This window comes from Pollutimonas subterranea, assembly GCF_002849655.1.
Taxonomy (GTDB): domain Bacteria; phylum Pseudomonadota; class Gammaproteobacteria; order Burkholderiales; family Burkholderiaceae_B; genus Pollutimonas; species Pollutimonas subterranea.
This window is the reverse complement of sequence record NZ_PDNW01000016.1, coordinates 75,404-95,011: the sequence shown is the minus strand read 5'-3', so window position 1 is coordinate 95,011 and position 19,608 is coordinate 75,404. Positions and strand designations below refer to the sequence as shown.

The 19,608-nt window shown below is 59.6% G+C and carries 16 protein-coding genes and 1 other RNA gene; 15 read left to right on the top strand and 2 right to left on the bottom strand.

The window, feature by feature from the left end; translation table 11 throughout:
• Positions 1-226 precede the first annotated feature (226 nt).
• On the top strand, positions 227-592 hold the full coding sequence (locus tag CR159_RS16765) for a DUF4870 family protein (protein WP_102075112.1): 366 nt from the start codon (positions 227-229) through the stop codon (positions 590-592).
• A 66-nt stretch (positions 593-658) separates the two neighbouring features.
• On the opposite strand, the gene CR159_RS16760 is transcribed toward CR159_RS16765, so the two are convergent.
• The gene (locus tag CR159_RS16760) at positions 659-931 is read right to left on the bottom strand and encodes an SWIB/MDM2 domain-containing protein (RefSeq protein WP_102068777.1); all 273 of its coding nucleotides are present in this window, start codon (positions 929-931) and stop codon (positions 659-661) included.
• A 203-nt stretch (positions 932-1,134) separates the two neighbouring features.
• On the opposite strand from CR159_RS16760, the gene CR159_RS16755 reads away from it, so the two are divergent.
• Both CR159_RS16755 and pyrC read left to right on the top strand, forming a co-directional pair.
• Positions 1,135-2,334: a M20 aminoacylase family protein gene (locus tag CR159_RS16755; protein ID WP_102075122.1), complete on the top strand. Its 1,200-nt coding sequence runs from the start codon at positions 1,135-1,137 to the stop codon at positions 2,332-2,334.
• 32 nt (positions 2,335-2,366) lie between these two features.
• Complete coding sequence (pyrC, locus tag CR159_RS16750; protein WP_102075111.1) at positions 2,367-3,428, top strand: dihydroorotase; 1,062 nt, start codon at positions 2,367-2,369, stop codon at positions 3,426-3,428.
• 15 nt (positions 3,429-3,443) lie between these two features.
• Here the strand turns inward: pyrC and CR159_RS16745 are convergent, their stop codons facing one another.
• The gene (locus CR159_RS16745; protein ID WP_102075110.1) at positions 3,444-5,249 is read right to left on the bottom strand and encodes an ATP-binding cassette domain-containing protein; all 1,806 of its coding nucleotides are present in this window, start codon (positions 5,247-5,249) and stop codon (positions 3,444-3,446) included.
• A gap of 65 nt (positions 5,250-5,314) precedes the next feature.
• On the opposite strand from CR159_RS16745, the gene rnpB reads away from it, so the two are divergent.
• The 12 genes from rnpB to CR159_RS16685 all read left to right on the top strand — a co-directional run bounded on the left by rnpB (position 5,315) and on the right by CR159_RS16685 (position 19,607).
• Positions 5,315-5,729, top strand: an RNA gene (rnpB, locus tag CR159_RS16740) — RNase P RNA component class A.
• 260 nt (positions 5,730-5,989) lie between these two features.
• Entirely contained in the window at positions 5,990-6,418 is a 429-nt protein-coding gene (gene mraZ, locus CR159_RS16735; RefSeq protein ID WP_102075109.1) for a division/cell wall cluster transcriptional repressor MraZ, read from the top strand.
• An 8-nt stretch (positions 6,419-6,426) separates the two neighbouring features.
• Positions 6,427-7,494: a 16S rRNA (cytosine(1402)-N(4))-methyltransferase RsmH gene (gene rsmH / locus CR159_RS16730; RefSeq protein ID WP_102075108.1), complete on the top strand. Its 1,068-nt coding sequence runs from the start codon at positions 6,427-6,429 to the stop codon at positions 7,492-7,494.
• Positions 7,494-7,799 (top strand): cell division protein FtsL, encoded by a 306-nt coding sequence (gene ftsL, locus CR159_RS16725; RefSeq protein ID WP_102075107.1) that lies wholly within the window; start codon positions 7,494-7,496, stop codon positions 7,797-7,799. Before rsmH ends, ftsL begins: the two co-directional genes overlap by 1 nt.
• Positions 7,796-9,532 carry a peptidoglycan D,D-transpeptidase FtsI family protein gene (locus CR159_RS16720; RefSeq protein WP_102075106.1) on the top strand — a complete coding sequence of 579 codons (1,737 nt, stop codon included), beginning with the start codon at positions 7,796-7,798 and terminating at the stop codon, positions 9,530-9,532. The genes ftsL and CR159_RS16720 overlap by 4 nt, the downstream gene beginning before the upstream one ends.
• Positions 9,529-12,309, top strand: coding sequence for a bifunctional UDP-N-acetylmuramoyl-L-alanyl-D-glutamate--2,6-diaminopimelate ligase MurE/UDP-N-acetylmuramoyl-tripeptide--D-alanyl-D-alanine ligase MurF (murF, locus tag CR159_RS16715; RefSeq protein WP_102075105.1), 2,781 nt, complete (start codon positions 9,529-9,531; stop codon positions 12,307-12,309). The genes CR159_RS16720 and murF overlap by 4 nt, the downstream gene beginning before the upstream one ends.
• The gene (mraY, locus tag CR159_RS16710) at positions 12,299-13,471 is read left to right on the top strand and encodes a phospho-N-acetylmuramoyl-pentapeptide-transferase (RefSeq protein ID WP_102075104.1); all 1,173 of its coding nucleotides are present in this window, start codon (positions 12,299-12,301) and stop codon (positions 13,469-13,471) included. The genes murF and mraY overlap by 11 nt, the downstream gene beginning before the upstream one ends.
• Complete coding sequence (gene murD / locus CR159_RS16705) at positions 13,468-14,997, top strand: UDP-N-acetylmuramoyl-L-alanine--D-glutamate ligase (protein ID WP_102075103.1); 1,530 nt, start codon at positions 13,468-13,470, stop codon at positions 14,995-14,997. The genes mraY and murD overlap by 4 nt, the downstream gene beginning before the upstream one ends.
• Positions 14,994-16,187, top strand: coding sequence for a putative lipid II flippase FtsW (gene ftsW / locus CR159_RS16700; RefSeq protein ID WP_102075102.1), 1,194 nt, complete (start codon positions 14,994-14,996; stop codon positions 16,185-16,187). The genes murD and ftsW overlap by 4 nt, the downstream gene beginning before the upstream one ends.
• Positions 16,184-17,260: an undecaprenyldiphospho-muramoylpentapeptide beta-N-acetylglucosaminyltransferase gene (gene murG / locus CR159_RS16695; RefSeq protein ID WP_102075101.1), complete on the top strand. Its 1,077-nt coding sequence runs from the start codon at positions 16,184-16,186 to the stop codon at positions 17,258-17,260. The genes ftsW and murG overlap by 4 nt, the downstream gene beginning before the upstream one ends.
• A complete protein-coding gene (gene murC, locus CR159_RS16690) occupies positions 17,257-18,663 on the top strand; it encodes a UDP-N-acetylmuramate--L-alanine ligase (RefSeq protein ID WP_102075100.1) in 1,407 nt (468 codons plus the stop codon). The genes murG and murC overlap by 4 nt, the downstream gene beginning before the upstream one ends.
• A complete protein-coding gene (locus CR159_RS16685) occupies positions 18,660-19,607 on the top strand; it encodes a D-alanine--D-alanine ligase (protein WP_102075099.1) in 948 nt (315 codons plus the stop codon). The genes murC and CR159_RS16685 overlap by 4 nt, the downstream gene beginning before the upstream one ends.
• Position 19,608 lies beyond the last annotated feature (1 nt).

The window sequence follows — 19,608 nt, the reverse complement described above, 5'->3', positions numbered from 1 at the left end:
AACGTGAAACGCCTTTGCGCCGATGATAGTGGACGTACGTCTGTGAAAGTAGGTCATCGTCAAGCTCTTATGCAGTAAGAAAACCCCCGCCCGTGTAAACGTGCGGGGGTTTTTGTATTGGGCGCGCGTTTTGTGACGAGCGACCGCTACGCCGATAAATCAAGTCGGGTAAAATAGGGCTCAGTAATATCTCATCAGTTTCACTACATTGTTTCCGGAGGTTCGTATGACCCAGGTGTACCCGCCAGACGAAGGAAAAGGCATGTCCATGCGCAACCTGACGCATCTCATCTACGGCCTTTTTGCACTGGGTTTGCTGAGCGCAGGTTTTTTTGGCGTAGCGACCATCGCCGCCATCGTGCTCGCCTACCTGAAGCGGGCCGACGCGGCCGGCACCTTGTACGCGCAGCACTTCGACTGGGTAATAAAGACTTTCTGGTGGGGGCTGCTCTGGATGGTCCTCAGCGCACTGGCAACTTTTATTTTCATCGGCTGGATCACAGGCGTCATCGCTCTGGTATGGATCGTGTACCGGGTCATAAAAGGCTGGCTGGCTCTTTTGTCGGGTAGCCCGCCTATCGCCGGATACTGATCGGAAGCAATCAAAAAAAAAGCTGCCAGGCTTTCCTGGCAGCTTTTTTTTATGGATTCGGGCGCCTTACTTGAGGTGGCCGCTTACCAGCTTTGTGAGCTCAAACATCGAAACCTGGTCTTTGCCGAACAAAGGACGCAATTTGTCGTCAGCATTGATGTTGCGGCGGTTGGCGGGGTCTTGCAGGTCGTGCTTTTTGATGTAGTCCCATATTTTCTTGGTGACTTCAGTGCGTGGGACTGCCTCGGGTCCGATAATGGCAGCTAAGGTAGCACTAGGTGTGAGTGGCTTCATGAACGCCGCATTAGGTTTACGGGCGGGTTTCTCGGTTGTTGCCATGGAATAGGGCTCCTAACTGATAGTTGAAAAAACGCTTCTACCGCAGCATAACGTGAGACTTGCATAAAGACCAAGTAATTTGTGTACGAGAGTTTGTCATAAACCGAAATTGAACTACGCCGTGCCATAGGCGCGCCGGTATGGTAATGTTTCACGCAAGCCAAATCCATCCCTTGGGGCCGGTGCGCCTGGAGCCTTATCCGATGTACGCAAGAAGTGTTATTGAAGCAATAAATCTGTTCCATGACGAGCTGACGGCGGTACGTCAAAATATTCACGCTCATCCCGAATTGGGCTTCCAGGAAGTGCGCACCTCGGCGCTGGTCGCCAATGCGCTCGCGGCCCTGGGCTACACCGTTCACCGGGGTATCGGCAAAACGGGTATCGTCGGCGTGCTCGACGGAAAATGCAACGACAGCGCCCGAAGCATAGGCCTGCGGGCCGATATGGATGCCCTGCCTATACTGGAGCAAGGCTCGCACCCTTACGCATCCACCAATGCCGGGGTCATGCATGCATGCGGCCACGACGGCCATACCGCGGTCCTGTTGGGGGCAGCGCGCTACCTGGCGGAGACCCGCAATTTCAACGGCCGTGTCGTACTTATTTTCCAACCTGCGGAAGAAGGCCTGGGCGGCGCCAAGGCCATGCTCGATGATGGTTTGTTCGAACGCTTTCCGTGTGATGCGATTTACGGCTTGCATAACTGGCCTGGTTTGCCGGCCGGCGTTATTGGGGTGAATCCAGGACCCATGATGGCGGCAGCAGACCATTTCGAGATCCATATCGAAGGCCGGGGCGGACACGGCGCCCATGCCTATCAGACGAATGATCCCGTCGTTATTGCCGCTCAGCTCATCAGTGCGCTGCAAACCATTGTGTCCCGCAACGTTCCGGCCCCGGATTCCGCCGTCGTGACGGTGGCTGCCGTCACGGCCGGCAACTTGCAAGCAATGAATGTAATTCCGAAAGATGCGCACATGGTGGGAACCGTGCGAACCTTCAATCCGGTCGTGCAGGAACAAATCATTCAGCGCATGCAGGAGGTCGTGGACGGAATTGCCGCCGCGTTCAAGGCCACGATCACCATGAAGTACCACAGGCTGTTTCCGGCGACGGTCAATACGCCGGAACACGCGGCCTTTGTCGCCGATGTGGCCACCGAGTTATTTGGCGCCGACATGGTCGTGCCCAATCTGATACCTTCAATGGGCTCGGAAGATTTTTCATTCATGCTCCAGCGGCGGCCCGGGGCTTACTTCAGGCTGGGTCAAGGAGGAGCGGAGTCGGGATGCGTCCTGCATAACTCGGCATTCGATTTCAATGATGCGGTGATTCCCGCGGGAAGTGCAATGTTCAGCCGCCTGGTCGAGCGCAGCATGCCTCTTGTATCCGGGCGATAATGTCCGATTGACTTCTATTCAAGTTCCTACGCATGCAAAGCCCTATTGATACCCTGACAATCACGCGGCCAGACGATTGGCACCTTCACCTGCGCGATGGCGCCGTACTGGACTCGGTGGTCGCGGATACAGCCCGGCAATTTGCCCGCGCCATCATCATGCCCAACCTGCGGCCGCCAGTCACCACGACGGAGCTGGCGCACGCTTATCGCGATCGCATTTATTCAGCGTTGGAGCGGGCGGGCCTGTCGACGACGTCGTTCACACCGCTGATGACCTTGTACCTGACCGACAATACCAGCGCCGACGAAGTGGTCCGCGCCAGCAAGTCCGGTTTCGTGCACGGAATCAAGCTATACCCGGCGGGAGCCACTACAAATTCCGATGCGGGCGTTACCGACTTGCTTGGAAAATGCGTGCCGGCCCTAGAAGCGATGCAGGCCACCGGCATGCCCTTGTTGGTCCATGGTGAGGTCACTGATCCGGAAATCGATTTGTTTGATCGTGAAGCGATCTTCATCGATCGCATCATGATTCCATTGCGCCGTGCCTTTCCAGCGTTGAAAGTGGTCTTCGAGCACCTGACCACCAGCGACGGCGTCGACTATGTGCGCGAGGCCGCTGGCCCGGTGGCGGCAACCATTACCGCGCATCATTTGTTGTATAACCGCAATGCCCTGTTCCAGGGGGGAATGCGCCCTCATTGGTACTGCCTGCCGGTGTTGAAGCGCGAACGGCACCGCCTGGCTTTGCTGCAGGCGGCCAGCAGCGGTTCAGGCCGATTTTTCCTGGGCACCGATAGCGCGCCGCACGCCAAAGGCTTGAAGGAAAACGCTTGCGGCTGCGCCGGCTGCTATACCGCCCTGCATGCCATGGAGCTGTACGCCACGGCTTTCGATAGCGTGGGCAGCCTGGACAAGCTAGAGGCCTTCGCCAGCTTGAATGGCCCGGCGTTCTATGGCTTACCGGTCAATCAGGGTACGCTTACCTTGAATCGCGAGGCATATACGATACCCGCCGAGCTGCCTATGGCTGACACGACGGTGGTGCCGCTCGCGGGCGGGGAATCACTGGGTTGGAAGGTCGCCCTGTAAAGCAGTGCGGTCTGATCAGGATCCGCCGTTTTTCTTTTCCTCCAGCGCTTCCCATCGCGCGAACAGCGTGAGCAACTGTTGCTCGATGGCGCCCAATTGCTCGTTGATGACATCGACCTCGGCCGGCGCGTCGCGGTAAAGGCTGCCGTCCGCCAGCTTGGCGGCAAGTTGGGTCTGCTTTGCCTCTAGCTGGGCAATGGTATCGGGAAGTTCTTCGAGCTCGCGAAGTTCCCACGACGTGACCCGGACGGCTTTGGCAGGCTTGGCTCGTTCGGCGGCGGCCGCTTCCTTCTTGCGGGCTTTTTCGCTTGCCGCATCGGGCGGGGCAGGGCGCTGTGCCAGCCATTCGTCATAGCCGCCCACATATTCCTGCCAATGGCCGTTCTCTTCGGCGGCGAATGTCTGGGTGACCACGTTATCAAGGAATGCCCGGTCATGGCTGACCAGCAGCACCGTGCCGGGATAGTCTTGCAGCAGGTCTTCCAGCAGCTCCAGTGTTTCGATATCCAGGTCATTGGTGGGTTCGTCGAGCACCAGGATATTGGTGGGGCGGGCGAACATGCGGGCCAGAACCAGGCGGGCACGCTCACCACCGGACAGGCTTTGCACTGGTGAGTGGGCGCGGGCGGGCGGAAACAGGAAGTCTTCCAGATAGCTCATGACGTGCTTGCGCTGATCGCCGATTTCTATCCATTCGCTGCCGGGATTGATGGTGTCGGCGAGTGTTGCCGTTTCATCCAGTTGTGCGCGCATCTGGTCGAAGTACCCGACGGTAAGATTGGTTCCAAGGCGCACTGTGCCGCTGGTGGGCTGCAGCTCGCCCAGAATGATTTTCAGCAGCGTGGTTTTGCCCGCGCCATTAGGACCAATCAGGCCTATGCGGTCTTTGCGCATGATGGTCGCGGAAAAGTCGCGTATCAAGGTACGATCGCCGTAACTGTGGCTGACGTTTTCAAGCTCGACGACCAGCTTGCCCGAGCGCTGCCCCTCGGCGACTGCCAGGCTTACATTGCCGACCCGTTCGCGTCGCGATGCGCGATCGCGCCTGAGTTGTTCCAGCCGGCGTACCCGGCCTTCGTTACGTGTGCGCCTGGCTTCTACGCCCTTGCGTATCCAGGCTTCTTCCTGGGCAAGTACTTTGTCGAACTTTGCATTCTGCTGCTTTTCGGCTTCAAGCCATTCGGCCTTGCGTTGCTGCCACGTCGAGAAGTTGCCAGGGAAACTGAAGAGCTTGCCGCGGTCGAGCTCCACGATACGGGTGGCGACGGCGTCGAGGAAGCGACGATCATGGGTAATGATGATGGTGCTGCACCGTGCAGTAAGCAGGAGATTTTCAAGCCAGCCTATGCCGATGAAGTCGAGGTGGTTGGTGGGCTCGTCCAGCAAGAGCAAATCGGGCTCGTCAGCAAGTGCGCGTGCAAGGGCGACCCGCTTGCGGGTGCCGCCCGATAGTCCGGCGATGAGCGCATCGGCGGACAGGCCCAATTGTTCGATAAGCGTATTGACCCGCGATGGTCGTTGCCAGTCCTCACTTTCGGTTATGTCGCCGCAGAGCGTATCGAATACCGTCAGTGACTCGTCAAGCTCCGGTTCCTGTTCTACAGTGGCAATTTTTAATCCGCCCAGGCGCATGATCTCGCCGTCGTCCGGCATTGTCCGGCCATCGAGCAGCTTCAGCAAAGAAGATTTTCCTGCGCCGTTACGTCCGATAAGACCAATACGTTCGCCCGGTTGGACGGCAAAGTCGGCGTGATCGAGTAAAGGGTGATGTCCGTAGGCAAGCTGGACGTTGCTTAGGGTTATAAGGGTGTTGGCGGCCATAAAAGCGAAAATAAACCAATAGTCAGTGCGAAGTCCCTATTGTCGCAGGTTACACTGATGTCTGTGAGGCAGGTTGGGCAATCGCGGTGCTTACGGCATCGAGGAAGGTCCGGACTCCACAGAGCGGGGTAGCGGCTAACGGCCGTCCACCCGTGCAGCGTGCGTCATGCATGCGGCACGGGTGAGGAATAGGGCCACAGAGACGAGTCTGCGGCGCGGGCACACCCAAGGTGTGCACTGACACGGCCATCTCCGTGTTGCGTGTCCGGGTAACCGGGCACGGCGCAGCAGGGTGAAACGCGGCAACCTCTACCCGGAGCAACATCAAATAGGCATACGCCTGGCTTCGTGCCAAAAGAGCGGCTCGCTCGAGTATGCGGGTAGATGGCTAGAGCGCGACAGCAATGTCGGGCCCAGAGGAATGATTGCCTGCCAGGTTCGCCTGGTATACAGAATCCGGCCTATAGATCTGCCTCACTTTTCCTGAATTACTTCTGCCGGCCAATATGTCAGCAATTGCAAAGTTCTGGACGCGATTCCGAGCGGGCTCGTGACACTAGACCTTCACATACCCTGCCAATTTCTTGATTTCAATACGTATTTTTTTTTCGCTTTGCGCCAAACCGGCGCTAAGTGCTTGTTGTCATTGAAATAATTGCAACGAGTCGCTTGACCTGCCGCAATCCATACCGTAGAGTGGGGAAAAGTAGGTTTTTGTGCAATAAAGTGGGGAAGAAATTTTGTTCCAGGGTAGCAGCGCTCTCACGTTGGATGCCAAGGGTCGGGTGTCAATTCCGACCAAGCATCGTGACGCGCTCGTTTCCCAGGTCGAAGGCCGCCTTACCCTTACGCGTCATCCAGATGGCTGTCTGCTTCTTTATCCCCGCAATGTGTGGGAGGAAAAGCGCGAACAGGTAGCCCGTTTCCCAATGTCTGCCCGCCCCCTGCAGCGTTTGCTGTTGGGTAATGCGCAGGATGTGGATATGGACGGATCTGGCCGGATTCTGATCGCACCCGAATTGCGCAGTGCGGTAGGCCTGACCCGTGAGGCCATGCTGTTGGGAATGGGAAGCCATTTCGAACTGTGGGACGCAACCGAGTGGGCCCGCCGCGAGGCCGAAGATCTTGCCAAGGGCATGCCCGAGGTCCTGGAACATTTTTCTTTCTGAATCCGCTTATGGAGTTTTTGCACCGATCCGTGCTGTTGGAGCCTACGGTCAACGCCCTCGTTGACCGCGATTTTGGCGTCAAGAAAAAACGCGAGCCCGCGACGGAGATGCCGCCGCCATTGGCGGAAGGGGTCTTTGTAGACGGAACTTTCGGCCGTGGTGGCCATAGTCGTTACTTGCTGTCCCGCTTGTCCCCGAAGGCGACGCTGGTGGTATTCGACAAGGATCCGCAAGCGATCGATGCGGCACATGCCCTGCAGCGCGAAGATGGACGTGTGGTCGTGGTACATGGCGGTTTCGCGTCAATGCCGGAACGGCTCGAAAAGCTGGGCATTGAAAAGGTCAATGGCGTCATGCTTGATTTGGGATTCTCATCCCCCCAGATCGACGATGCCAGCAGGGGGTTTTCGTTCATGCGCGAAGGCCCGCTGGATATGCGGATGGATACAAGCAGCGGTCTGACCGCTGCGCAATGGCTGGCGCAAGTCAGTGTTGAAGAGTTAAAGGAGGTCATAGCAAAATATGGCGAAGAACGGTTTGCTTTCCAGATTGCAAAGGCGGTTGTTGCTCGCCGCGAATCCAGGCCGATGCGTACAACGCTCGACCTCGCCGAGCTCGTCGCCAGCGTCGTCCGTACGCGGGAAAAGGGCCAGCATCCGGCCACTCGCACCTTTCAGGCTATACGGATTTACATCAATCAAGAACTCGAGGAGCTCGCTCTCGCCCTCGCGGCAGTTCTAAAAGTATTGGCTCCTGGAGGTCGCTTGGCGGTGATCAGCTTTCATTCTCTTGAAGACCGCATGGTCAAGCAGTGCATTTCGGCGGCGGCGCGCCCTGCCGAGGCGCATGCCCGCATGCCTATCTTCGAGAAGGATATGCCACAGCCCATCCTGCGCTCGCTCGGTCGTATATTGCCCACGGCCGAGCAGGCGACGGAAAACGTGCGTGCCCGCTCGGCCGTGCTGCGCGTGGCCGAGCGTACCGCCACCCCCTTGCCCGACGACCAGGGTGCTTCATTCATTACCGCAATGAGCCTCGCTTCAGCGACGACGCCAGGCAAAAGAGGGCGCCGGTAATGGGGCGCGTAAGCATTCTCTTTGCGGTATTGCTGATGATTTCAGCGATATCGTTGGTGACGGCCCGGTTTCAGTCGCGACAGCTGTTCGTGGTGACGGACCGGCTCGAGGACAAGGCCCGCGAACTTGATACGGACTGGCGCCGCCTGCAGCTTGAACGGGCTGAGCTCGCGCGTAATGCGCGTATAGACGGCGCGGCGCGCGCGGAGCTGGAAATGGATGTGACGACCCCCGGCCGTACCATTTATATCAAGGGCAAGGCCGCGCAGACGCCGTCAGCCCAAGACACCGGAGGCGCCCCGTGAAGCGCGTCCGATTCTACGAAAGCCCTGTACTGAACGTACAGATGCCCTTGTGGCGTTCACGCCTGGTGTTGATACTGTTGATGCTGGGTTTTGTAGCCTTGGCCGCCAAAGCCATGTATTTGCAAGGCCTGTCCACTGAATTCCTGCAGCAGCAAGGCGAGCGCCGTTATGAGCGCACCTTGGTGCTGCCCGCTACCCGCGGAAAGCTGTTTGATCGTAGCGGTTCGGTGGTACTGGCCTCCAGTGTTCCGGTCCGGGCGATCTGGGCCATTCCGGAAGACACCCGATCGGCCAGTGACGCGCAGTTGGCCGAGCTTGGCAAGCTTCTGGAACTTTCGGTGAAGGACATCAAAAGCCGCCTGGTCGATGAGACGAAGAATTTCGTGTACATCAAGCGCCAGGTATCCATGGACGTCGCCGACAAGATCCGCGGCTTGAAGGTGCCTGGCTTTCATCAGCAAATGGAAATGCGCCGCTACTACCCGGAGGGCAATGTAGCCGCCCATGTGGTGGGATTTACTAATATTGAAGACGTAGGCATTGAAGGCGTTGAGCTGGCCTTCGACTCCGAACTCTCCGGCAAGCCCGGGTCGCGTCGTGTGATCAAGGATCGCCTCGGCCGTGTCGTGGAAGACGTGCAGGCCATCGTGCCGCCGGTCAATGGCCGCGACTTGAATCTTTCGATCGATGCCGGCTTGCAGTTCGATGCGTACACGGCGCTGAAAAAGGCCATGGTCGATAACAATGCCAAGGCGGCCGCCGGGATTGTCATCGATGTGCGCACGGGCGAAGTCCTGGCCATGGTGAACCTGCCCAGTTACGACCCCAATGATCGAAATGATCGCACGGGCCCGGTACTTCGCAACCGTGCCTTGACCGATACGTTCGAGCCGGGCTCCATCATGAAGCCCTTCACGGCCGCACTGGCGCTCGACATACAGCGCATTACCACTTCCACGCTTTTTGATACCGGCAACGGCAAGTACCGTTATAAAGGCAACACGATTTCGGACGTCAGCCGCAACGGCACGCTGAATGTCGCTGGAATCCTGCGGCGCTCCAGCAATATCGGCATGACCATGATATCGGAGCAGCTCACGTCCCAGGAAATGTGGACCAAGTTCACCGAGCTGGGTTTCGGTCGCGCCCCGCAGGCCAATTTTCCGGGCATGGCGTCCGGTCGTTTGCGTCCATGGGAGCGTTGGCGTCCCATTGAGCGGGCCACCATGGCCTATGGCTATGGGTTGTCCGTGTCCCTCATGCAAATTGCACACGCCTATACCGCCTTTGCCCGCAATGGCGACATGGTGTCGCTTACTTTGCTCAAGCGGGAAGGCAAGCCCACCAGCGTTCAGGTTTATACGCCCAAGGTGACAGGCCAGGTTCGTGCCATGCTTGAGGCGGCTGCCGGGCCGGATGGCGCCAAGCTCGCCCAGGTGCAGGGCTATCGTGTGGCCGGCAAAAGCGGCACCGCCCGCAAGATCATAGACGGGGCGTACAGCAAGTCGCAGTACCGAAGTTCCTTCGTCGGATTTGCCCCTGTTTCAAATCCGCGCATCGTCGTGGCGGTGATGCTCGATGAGCCCAAGGCGGGCGCGTATTATGGTGGCCGTGTCGCTGCGCCGATTTTTGCCGATGTGGTCGCCAGCAGCTTGCGGCGCTTGGGCGTCCAGCCCGATGCCCCGATAGAGTCAGTGGTGGCTGTCGGGCCTAAGCCGGAGGCGCGACCATGACGGCGCAAGATATCATTTCGTGGCTAAACCGGCATGTTGCGCGTAGCGCGCATCTTGGCTTGGATTCACGCCAGCTTCATGCTGGCGATGTGTTTTTTGCCTGCCCCGGCTTGGCCAGCGACGGACGTGCGTATGTTCAGTCCGCGATTGAGCAGGGTGCTTCGGCCATTGTCTTCCAGGCCGGCTCTCCTGTGCCCGGGATGTCCATCCCATGTATCGAGGTGCCAGACCTGTCTGAAAAGCTCGGCTTGATCGCGCACCTGTGGTACGGCGAGCCGTCGTTGGCGCTTTCCGTGGTGGCTGTTACGGGCACCAATGGCAAGACGACTTGCGTCCAGTGGATTGCTTCGGCGTTGAACGCCGAAGGCGTATCCTGCGGCACGGTAGGTACCTTGGGCGTGACCTTGCCGGATGGCTCCAACCTGGGCGGCGCCTTGACGACACCGGATGTGCTGACGATGCATCGCAGCCTGGCCGTGATGCGCGATGCCGGTGCAGCCGTGGTGGCGCTGGAAGCTTCCTCGATCGGCATACACCAGGGTCGCCTCGATCATGTGCATATCGAGATCGCCGGTTTCACCAACCTGACGCATGATCACCTCGATTATCACGGAACGCTCCAGGACTACAAGGCTGCGAAATTCGCGCTGTTCGATAGTCCTGGCCTGCGGGCCGCCGTCATCAATGCCGACGATTCCGCCGGACGGGAATTGCTTTCGCTCGCGCCTTTGGTCAACGCCCTGTCGTATTCCCTGGGCAGCGCTGATACCGCGGACCTTCAGGCTCACGATATCCAGACCGGCGCCTACGGTGTCGTCTTCAACCTGCTCGCTTTGGGGGGCAAGGCCCAATTATTGACGCGGCTGGTAGGCGAACACAACGTATCAAACCTGTTGCTGGTTGCTGGGGTATTGCAGGAACTGGGCTGGGGGCTGCCGCGGATTGCGCGCGTGCTGGCCACGCTGCAGTGTGTTGAGGGAAGGCTGCAGGTTGTCGAAGCCCCTGCGGGCGATGCCGCGTCTGCCGCTATGGTGGTTGTGGACTACGCGCACACCCCGGACGCACTGGAACGCGCGCTGCTGGCACTGCGGGACCTTGCCACGGCGCGAGGCGGTCGCCTGGTATGCGTCTTTGGATGCGGTGGCGGCCGCGACAGCAGCAAGCGCCCCATCATGGGCAAGATTGCGGCAACGCACGCCGACCGCGTCATCCTTACCAACGACAACCCGCGCATGGAAGATCCGCTGGAAATAATCCATCAGATATCTGCGGACATGCAGCACGCTCCTCGCATCGAGCCGGACCGCGCGCTGGCCATCCTGTCGGCAGTGTGGACCGCTGCTGCGGCCGATGTCGTGTTGCTGGCCGGAAAGGGCCACGAGACTTATCAGGAAGCCAAGGGTTTGCGCGTTCCTTTCGACGATCGCGAATGGGCGCGTTTTGCCCTTGCCTTGAGACGGGGACTCACGCTATCGACCGATTCACGTCATATCCAGGCCGGACAGCTGTTCGTAGCGCTCAAGGGCGACGCGTTCGATGGCCACGCCTACCTGGCACAAGTCATGCAAGCGGGCGCATGTGCCGCCATCGTGGAGCACAAGGATGACTCATTGGCCTTGCCGCAGTTTGTGCTGGGCGATACACGGCTTGCGTTGATCCGGATCAGCACGGCCTGGCGTCGTCTTTTCACATTGCCGCTAATTGGTGTGACGGGCAGCAACGGAAAGACGACGACCAAGGAGATGATCGCATCCATCTTTCGAGCCTGGTTGACGCCTGATGCCAGCCTGGCAACACAGGGCAACCTGAACAATGACATTGGTGTGCCGTTGACGCTTTTGCGCTTGAACGATCAACATCGTGCCGCCGTGGTTGAACTGGGTATGAACCATCCCGGCGAGATCGCCGTATTGTCTCGAATTGCGCAGCCCACAGTGGCGCTGGTCAATAATGCCCAGCGCGAACATCAGGAATTCATGCATACGGTAGAGGCGGTGGCCATGGAGAACGGCACCGTTATTCAAGAATTGCCGCGCGATGGCGTCGCGGTATTTCCCGGTGACGATGCCTACACAGGCTTATGGACGTCCCTGGCTGGCGAGCGCAAGATCGTGGATTTCGGTTTCGACTCGCAATTTGCCGTACATGCCGATCAGATTCATGCGGAGCCCACACGTACGCTGTGCCGCTTGCACACGCCGGCTGGCGACGCGGACCTGGCTCTTGCGGCCCCTGGCTTGCATAACCTTCGCAACGCATTGGCGGCCGCGGCATGCGCATGCGCGGCCGGCGCTGCGGTGACTGATATCGTACGGGGCCTGGAGGCTTTCAACCCTGTATCCGGCCGTATGCAACCGCGGCAATTGGCCGGTGGCTTCCAGTTGATCGATGACACTTATAATGCCAACCCGGATTCTGTACGTGCGGCCATCGACGTGCTGGCGCAATTGTCCGGCAAGACCATACTGGTCCTGGGCGATATGGCCGAAGTGGGCGCCAACAGCCATGCCATGCATGCCGAAGTAGGTAGCTATGCCCAGGAAAAGGGCATCGGCGGTCTGCTGGCCTTCGGACCCGCCTGCGCCCATGCCGCGCAAGCGTTTGGACCCGCCGCCCGTGCGTTTGAAGACATCGACGAACTGAACAATCACCTTATAACGCTGCTTCCGGCCCATATCCTGGTAAAGGGGTCGCGCAGCACACGCATGGAACGAGTAGTGCGAGCACTTGAAAAACAACTGATGAATCAACACGAAGAGACTCGCCATGCTACTTGAACTTGCTCGCTGGCTGTCAGAGTCGCATATACGCTCCTTCAGCGTTTTCGAGTACATCACATTCCGCGCGGTGCTGGCCTGCGGCACGGCATTGCTTATCGGGCTGTTCGCCGGCCCCTGGGTCATCCGCAAGCTTACCGAGCTGAAAATCGGCCAGGCCGTGCGCACGTACGGCCCCGAAACGCATTTGTTGAAGAATGGCACCCCCACCATGGGCGGCGTGCTGATTCTGATTTCGGTGGGCGTCAGTACATTGTTATGGGCGGACTGGACCAATCGTTTCGTATGGGTGGTCTTGCTGGTTACCTTCGGGTTCGGCTGGATAGGGTGGGCCGACGATTACAAAAAGGTCGTCAATCACGATCCGGAAGGAATGTCGTCGCGCCGCAAATTCTGCTTGCAGGCGATCATAGGTATGGTGGCGGCCGTCTATCTGAGTTTCGCGGTGTCCGCGCCGGCGAACGCGGAGCTTTGGCCTTTGTTCCGGGACTGGGTGCTCAGTGGTCTGACGATGCCGCTGCCAACCCGTGCCGATCTTATCGTGCCGTTCTTCAAAAGCGTCAGCTATCCATTGGGTGTTTTCGGCTTCGTGGCCCTGACGTGGCTGGTCATTGTCGGGTCCAGCAATGCAGTGAATCTTACCGACGGCCTGGACGGCCTGGCGATCATGCCCACCGTGATGGTCGGGAGCGCGTTGGGGATTTTTGCCTACGTGGTCGGCCGCGTCGATTATTCGAAATACTTATTGTTTCCCTATATACCGGGCGCCTCGGAGTTGATGGTCATCTGCGCCGCGATCGCGGGGGCTGGCCTGGCTTTCCTCTGGTTCAATGCTTATCCGGCACAGGTCTTCATGGGCGACGTCGGTGCCTTGGCTCTGGGTGGCGCCCTGGGGACTATTGCCGTGATCGTACGGCAAGAGATTGTGCTGTTCATCATGGGCGGCGTCTTCGTGGTGGAAACGTTTTCCGTGATGATTCAAGTGGGATGGTTCAAGTATACGAAGAGACGCTATGGTGAGGGCAGGCGCATTTTCCGAATGGCGCCGCTGCATCATCACTTTGAAGTCTCCGGCTGGAAGGAGACACAGGTTGTTGTGCGATTCTGGATCATCAGCATGATGCTGGTGCTTATTGGCCTGGCAAGTCTGAAGCTGCGATGAACACGATGAATTTCCCCTCCTTGCGCGTCGACGGCCTTACCCTCATTCTCGGGCTGGGCGAGACGGGCACGGCCGCGGCGCTTTGGTGTGCGCAACACGGCGCCTCGTTGCGCGTGATCGATACGCGCCTGCAGCCCGGGGGACTCGCGAGTCTGCAGGCCCGTCTGGATGGCTCGCGCGTCGACTATCGCCTGGGGTCCAGTGTATTTTCAGAAGAAGCCTTGCACGATGTGCACACGATAGTGCTTAGTCCGGGGCTAGCACCGTCCGAAGAGCCGGTCAGGTCATTTCTCGAGATGGCCAGGCAGCGCGGTATCGACGTAGTGGGCGAGATCGAGCTTTTCGCCAGGGCGCTGGCCGACATGTCGGAACAGGGCTACAAGCCCGGTGTGCTGGCGGTTACCGGCACCAACGGCAAGACAACCGTCACCGCGATGGCGCGCCAACTAGTGCAGGCCTGCGGGCGCCGCGCGCAGGCCGCCGGCAATATCGGCCCGGCCGCGTTGCAGGCGTTAAGCGACGCCCTGGAAGCCGCGCAATTGCCGGATGTCTGGGTGCTGGAGCTATCAAGCTTCCAGCTCGAGGCCATCTTCACGCTGGCCCCAGACGCCGCCGTGGTATTGAATGTAAGCCAGGACCACCTCGACTGGCACGGCTCCATGCAAGCCTATGCGGGCGCCAAGGCACGTTTGCTGACGATGGCCCGCATCGCCATCATCAACCGCGATGATCCTTGTGTCGTCGATATGGTGTCCGACATCAAGGCCGTCAACGTGCGCAGTTTTGGCCGTGGAATGCCGGAACTGGAAGGCGACCTGGGTCTGGAAGAAAGCAATGGCATGGCGTGGATCGTCGCCGCCGATGCCACGGATTTTGAACTGCCCGTTCCCACCAGCCGCCGCAAGAAGCCGGCCACTGAGCCGGTGCGCGGCGCGGGGCGGGCTGCGCGGCTGATGCCCGTAGATGCGCTGCGCGTGCGCGGCCAGCACAATGCCTTGAATGCATTGGCCGCTTTGGCGCTGGTCCGCAGCCTGGGTCTCGGATGGGCAGCCATGCTGCACGCACTGCGGGACTACCACGGCGAACCTCATCGCACGCAGTTCCTGCGTACGATAGGCGGCGTGGACTTCGTGAATGACAGCAAGGGCACCAATGTAGGCGCCACCGTAGCGGCGCTGGACGGAATGGGCGGCAAGGTAGTCCTGATAGCAGGCGGCCTGGGCAAAGGCCAGGACTTCACCCCCCTGGCCAGGGCTGTCCGTGCGCATGCACGCGCCGTCGTACTCATCGGGCAGGATGCGCCGCGCATTGAGCGGGTGCTGGCCGATGCGCAGGTGCCCGTGGAATGCACGGCTTCGTTGGCACAGGCCGTGAGCCGCAGCCTGGAGCTCGCGCAGCCTGGCGATACGGTCCTGCTATCGCCCGCTTGCGCGAGCATGGACATGTTCCAGGATTATGGTCACCGGGGTCGCTGTTTTATTGAAGAAGTCAATGAACTGGCCTTGAGCCGCGGGGAGGTCGCATGAGCCTGATTGCCGACTTGACCTCCAGCGTCAATGCCGTGAAGCCGGGGCGAACCACGATGCCCAGCTTTGATATTTCCATGATCATTGCGGCAAGCACCCTGGTGATGTTTGGCCTGCTCATGGTGTATTCGGCATCGATCGCGCTGGCCGATGGGCCGCGCTATGAGAGCTACGGCCGCTTCTATTTTGTTATCCGGCACGGATTATTCATTCTGGTCGGCGTGTTTTGCGCGCTGTTTGCGGTAAGCATACCGATGAAGGTCTGGCAGAAATTCGCGGTGCCTCTGTTTCTTCTTGGCCTGTTGTTGTTGGTCGTTGTGCTGATTCCCGGCATAGGACGCGAGGTGAACGGGGCCCGGCGCTGGCTTCCTTTGGGCCCGATCAGTTTCCAGCCATCGGAATTAATGAAGCTTACCGTGTTGCTTTATGCGGCCGACTACACCGTGCGCAAGCAAGAGCACATGCAGAATTTTGTGCGCGGCTTTTTGCCCATGGCTTGTGCTTTGGCGGTGGTGGGCATGGTTCTGCTGCTGGAGCCTGACCTGGGCGCCTTCATGGTGATTGTCGCGATCGCCGTCGGTATTCTTTTTATTGGCGGCATCAATGGAAAATTGTTTTCCGCACTGCTGGGCATAATGGTCGGAAGCTTCCTGCTGCTGATCTGGCTCTCGCCGTGGCGCCGTGAACGCCTGTTCGTTTATCTTGATCCATGGAATCCGGACAACGCCTATGGCAGCGCCTATCAGTTGTCGCATTCGCTTATCGCGCTCGGACGGGGAGAGTGGTTCGGTGTTGGCCTGGGTGCCAGCGTGGAAAAGCTGCACTACCTGCCCGAGGCGCATACCGATTTCATTGTTGCCGTAATTGGCGAGGAACTTGGCTTCGTCGGCCTCAGCTGTCTGATCGCATTATTTGTCTTCATCATCTGGCGCGGCTTCGAAATAGGCCGCCAGGCTATCGCCATGGAACGCATCTTCAACGGCCTGGTCGCCCAGGGCGTGGCGCTGTGGTTCGGGGTGCAGGCCTTTATCAACATTGGCGTGTGCGTCGGCCTTTTGCCGACCAAGGGCCTGACGCTGCCCATGGTCAGCTATGGCGGCTCGGGCATCGTGATGAATCTTGTCGCGATGGCCTTGTTGCTGCGTGTCGATTTCGAGAATCGCAATTTGATGCGAGGAAAGCGCACATGAGTACGACTCGCATCCTCCTGGTCATGGCTGGCGGTACCGGCGGGCACATCATGCCCGGCCTGGCCGTTGCGCACGAGATGCAGGCGCGCGGCTGGAAGGTGTGCTGGCTGGGTAATCCGGAGCGGATGGAAGGCAAGCTGGTTCCTCCGCAAGGCATTGAACTGATACCTTTGCGCTTCTCGGGCCTGCGAGGCAAAGGGCTGTCTACCCTGCTGAAGCTGCCGTTCACCCTCGGGCATGCTTGCATGCAGGCGCGCAGGGCCCTGAGTCGGGTGAAGCCCGACGTGGTCCTGGGCATGGGGGGCTATGTTGCCTTCCCGGGCGGGCTGATGGCTGCTGTGCAGCGCACTCCGGTCGTCATCCACGAGCAGAATGCAGTCGCTGGAACGGCGAATCGCTGGCTCGCCAAAATGGCCAGCAAGGTGCTTGTCGGCTTTCCTGGCGCATTGCCCGGCGCGGTCATGGTTGGTAATCCAGTCCGGCAGGCGCTGACGCAGGTCGTCCCGGCGGAACAGCGCTATGCTCAGCGCCAAGGCCCACTCCGGGTGCTGGTAATCGGGGGCAGCCTGGGCGCGGCGGCATTGAATACCGTGATTCCGCAGGCCTTGGCCCAATTGCCCGACCACGAGCGGCCGATTGTGACCCACCAGGCGGGTCAGCAGCACGTGGAAGCGTTGCGCGACACCTATGAGGACCTGGGCGTGCAGGCGGAATGCCACGCTTTTATCGACGATATGGCCGGTGCATTGGCCGAGGCCGACGTGGTGATCTGTCGAGCCGGCGCCATGGCGGTGGCCGAAGTGGCGGTTGTGGGGGTGGCGGCTTTGTTCGTGCCTTTGCCGCACGCTATCGACGATCACCAGACAGCCAACGCCCGTTATCTAAGCGACTGCCACGGCGGCTGGTTGCAGAAACAATCCGAGTTGACGCCAGAGTGGCTCGCCCAATGGTTGCGCGGCCTGACTCGCGCCCAATTGGCTGAAGTCGCCCGTCATGCGCATGAACACGCTTGCTTGAATGCAACGCAGCACATTGCTGACGCGTGCGAACAATTAGTTGGGGGACGGGCGTGAAGCATCGTATTCAAAGCATACATTTCGTGGGCATAGGCGGATCGGGGATGAGCGGTATCGCCGAGGTCATGCTGACGCTGGGCTATTCCATAAGCGGGTCCGACATTCAAGAGTCGGCCGTAACACGCCGCCTTTCATCGCTGGGTGCACGCATTACCATCGGGCACCTTGCAGAAAACATTAAGGGTGCCGGCGCTATCGTCACGTCGACGGCGGTATCCAACGACAATCCCGAGGTGCTGGCCGCTCGTGCCGCGCGCATTCCCGTCGTGCCGCGCGCCCTGATGCTGGCCGAGCTCATGCGCTTGAAGCGGGGCATAGCCGTAGCCGGAACCCATGGCAAAACCACGACGACCAGCCTGGTGGCCAGCGTGCTGGCGGCCGGCGACCTGGATCCAACATTCGTGATCGGTGGACGGCTGAATTCCGCGGGCGCCAATGCGCGGCTGGGGCAGGGCGATTTCATTGTCGTGGAGGCCGATGAATCGGATGCTTCTTTCCTGAACCTATTGCCGGTCATGGGCATCATCACCAATATAGACGTCGACCATATGGACACCTATGGTCATGATGTCGCCCGGCTGAAAAGCGCATTCATCGAGTTCACGCATCGGTTGCCTTTCTACGGCACCGCCGTGCTGTGCAGCGATGATGCCAATGTCCGCGAAATCATTCCGTTTGTATCGCGGCCCGTCACGACCTATGGCATCGACACCGACGCCCAGGTCCGGGCCGTGAATCTGCAGCCCGAAGGGACGGTAATGCGGTTCGATGTGGAGCGCCAGGGGGCGACCGGCATGCTGCCGGTGATGTCGATAGCACTGAATCTGCCGGGTCGCCACAATGTGCTCAATGCTTTGGCGGCAATCGCCGTCGCCACCGAATTGGGAGTGCCGGACGCAGCCATCGCAAGTGCCTTGGCCAGCTTCAATGGGGTCGGTCGCCGGTTTACTCAAGTTGGTGATTTTGCCGTTGCGCAACAGCATGGCGGCGGCAGCTTCACGCTCATCGACGACTACGGCCATCATCCCGTGGAAATGGCGGCTACGCTGGAAGCGGCACGCGGCGCATGGCCGCAGCGGCGCATCGTGCTGGCATTCCAGCCGCACCGATACACGCGTACCCGTGATTGCTTCGAAGATTTTGTCCGTGTATTGGGGTCGGCCGATGCCGTGTTGTTGACCGACGTGTACCCCGCAGGCGAACAAGCATTGATTGCCGCCGACGGGCGGGCGCTGGCGCGTGCGCTGCGCGTAGCAGGACGCGTCGAACCAGTGTTCATCGAGCAAGTGGCTGAGCTTCCGCAGGCAATTCTGGATTTCGCCCGCAATGGCGATGTGGTCATAGTCATGGGTGCCGGTTCGATCAGCCGCGTGCCCGCACAAGTAGGAGAACTCGCATGAACGAAAATTTTGGCCGGGTAGGCGTGCTGTATGGTGGCCGGTCGGCGGAGCGCGAGGTCTCCCTGATGTCGGGACAGGGCGTGCACGAGGCCTTGCGCGGGGTCGGCATCGACGCCCATCTGTTCGACACGGGCCGGTATACATTGGTGGACTTGATCGGCTCGGGCTTTGATCGCGTCTTTATCGCCTTGCATGGTCGCTATGGGGAAGACGGCACCCTCCAGGGTGCACTTGAATTGTTGAACCTGCCCTATACCGGCAGCGGTCCGCTGGGATCCAGTCTGGCAATGGACAAGATCATGACCAAGAAGGTGTGGCTGCAGCAACAGTTGCCCACCCCGGCGTTCGCGGTGCTGACCGCCGACTCCGATCTTGAGCGCGTCGCTGGCGAAATCGGATTGCCGCTGATCGTGAAGCCTCCGCATGAAGGGTCGACGCTGGGCGTGACCAAGGTCGATGGACTGCCCGAACTGCACCGGGCGTATGAGCTGGCGGCCCAATATGACGAAGAAGTGCTGGCCGAGCAGTTCATTGAAGGTCGCGAATTGACCGTAGCGATTCTGGGAAAAGGTAAATCGGCACGGGCCCTGCCCATTATCGAGATCGTGGCGCCTGGCGGCAACTACGATTACGAGCACAAATATGTATCAAACGATACCCAATACATTTGTCCTGCGCAGCTCGATGCCTCGCTCACCGAGTCCATTCTGCGCATTGCCGAGCAAGCCTACGTCGCGCTGTCATGCGAAGGCTGGGGGCGGGCCGATTTCATGCTGGATGCCTCTGGCAAGCCTTGGCTGCTGGAGATGAACACGTCGCCAGGAATGACCAGCCATTCGCTGGTTCCGATGGGCGCCAAGGCAGCGGGAATGAGCTATGCCGAGCTCTGCGTCGCGATATTGTCAACCGCCTGCTGCAAAGTGCAGCAGCCCGCAGCCGTCTGAA

Excerpts from the sequence above, each read along its gene's own strand:
- CR159_RS16765 (WP_102075112.1), top strand. The coding sequence starts at position 227 with ATGACCCAGGTGTACCCGCCAGACGAAGGAAAAGGCATGTCCATGCGC.
- CR159_RS16760 (WP_102068777.1), bottom strand. The coding sequence starts at position 931 with ATGGCAACAACCGAGAAACCCGCCCGTAAACCTAATGCGGCGTTCATG.
- CR159_RS16755 (WP_102075122.1), top strand. The coding sequence starts at position 1,135 with ATGTACGCAAGAAGTGTTATTGAAGCAATAAATCTGTTCCATGACGAG.
- pyrC (WP_102075111.1), top strand. The coding sequence starts at position 2,367 with ATGCAAAGCCCTATTGATACCCTGACAATCACGCGGCCAGACGATTGG.
- CR159_RS16745 (WP_102075110.1), bottom strand. The coding sequence starts at position 5,249 with ATGGCCGCCAACACCCTTATAACCCTAAGCAACGTCCAGCTTGCCTAC.
- rsmH (WP_102075108.1), top strand. The coding sequence starts at position 6,427 with ATGGAGTTTTTGCACCGATCCGTGCTGTTGGAGCCTACGGTCAACGCC.
- ftsL (WP_102075107.1), top strand. The coding sequence starts at position 7,494 with ATGGGGCGCGTAAGCATTCTCTTTGCGGTATTGCTGATGATTTCAGCG.
- murF (WP_102075105.1), top strand. The coding sequence starts at position 9,529 with ATGACGGCGCAAGATATCATTTCGTGGCTAAACCGGCATGTTGCGCGT.
- mraY (WP_102075104.1), top strand. The coding sequence starts at position 12,299 with ATGCTACTTGAACTTGCTCGCTGGCTGTCAGAGTCGCATATACGCTCC.
- murD (WP_102075103.1), top strand. The coding sequence starts at position 13,468 with ATGAACACGATGAATTTCCCCTCCTTGCGCGTCGACGGCCTTACCCTC.
- ftsW (WP_102075102.1), top strand. The coding sequence starts at position 14,994 with ATGAGCCTGATTGCCGACTTGACCTCCAGCGTCAATGCCGTGAAGCCG.
- murG (WP_102075101.1), top strand. The coding sequence starts at position 16,184 with ATGAGTACGACTCGCATCCTCCTGGTCATGGCTGGCGGTACCGGCGGG.
- CR159_RS16685 (WP_102075099.1), top strand. The coding sequence starts at position 18,660 with ATGAACGAAAATTTTGGCCGGGTAGGCGTGCTGTATGGTGGCCGGTCG.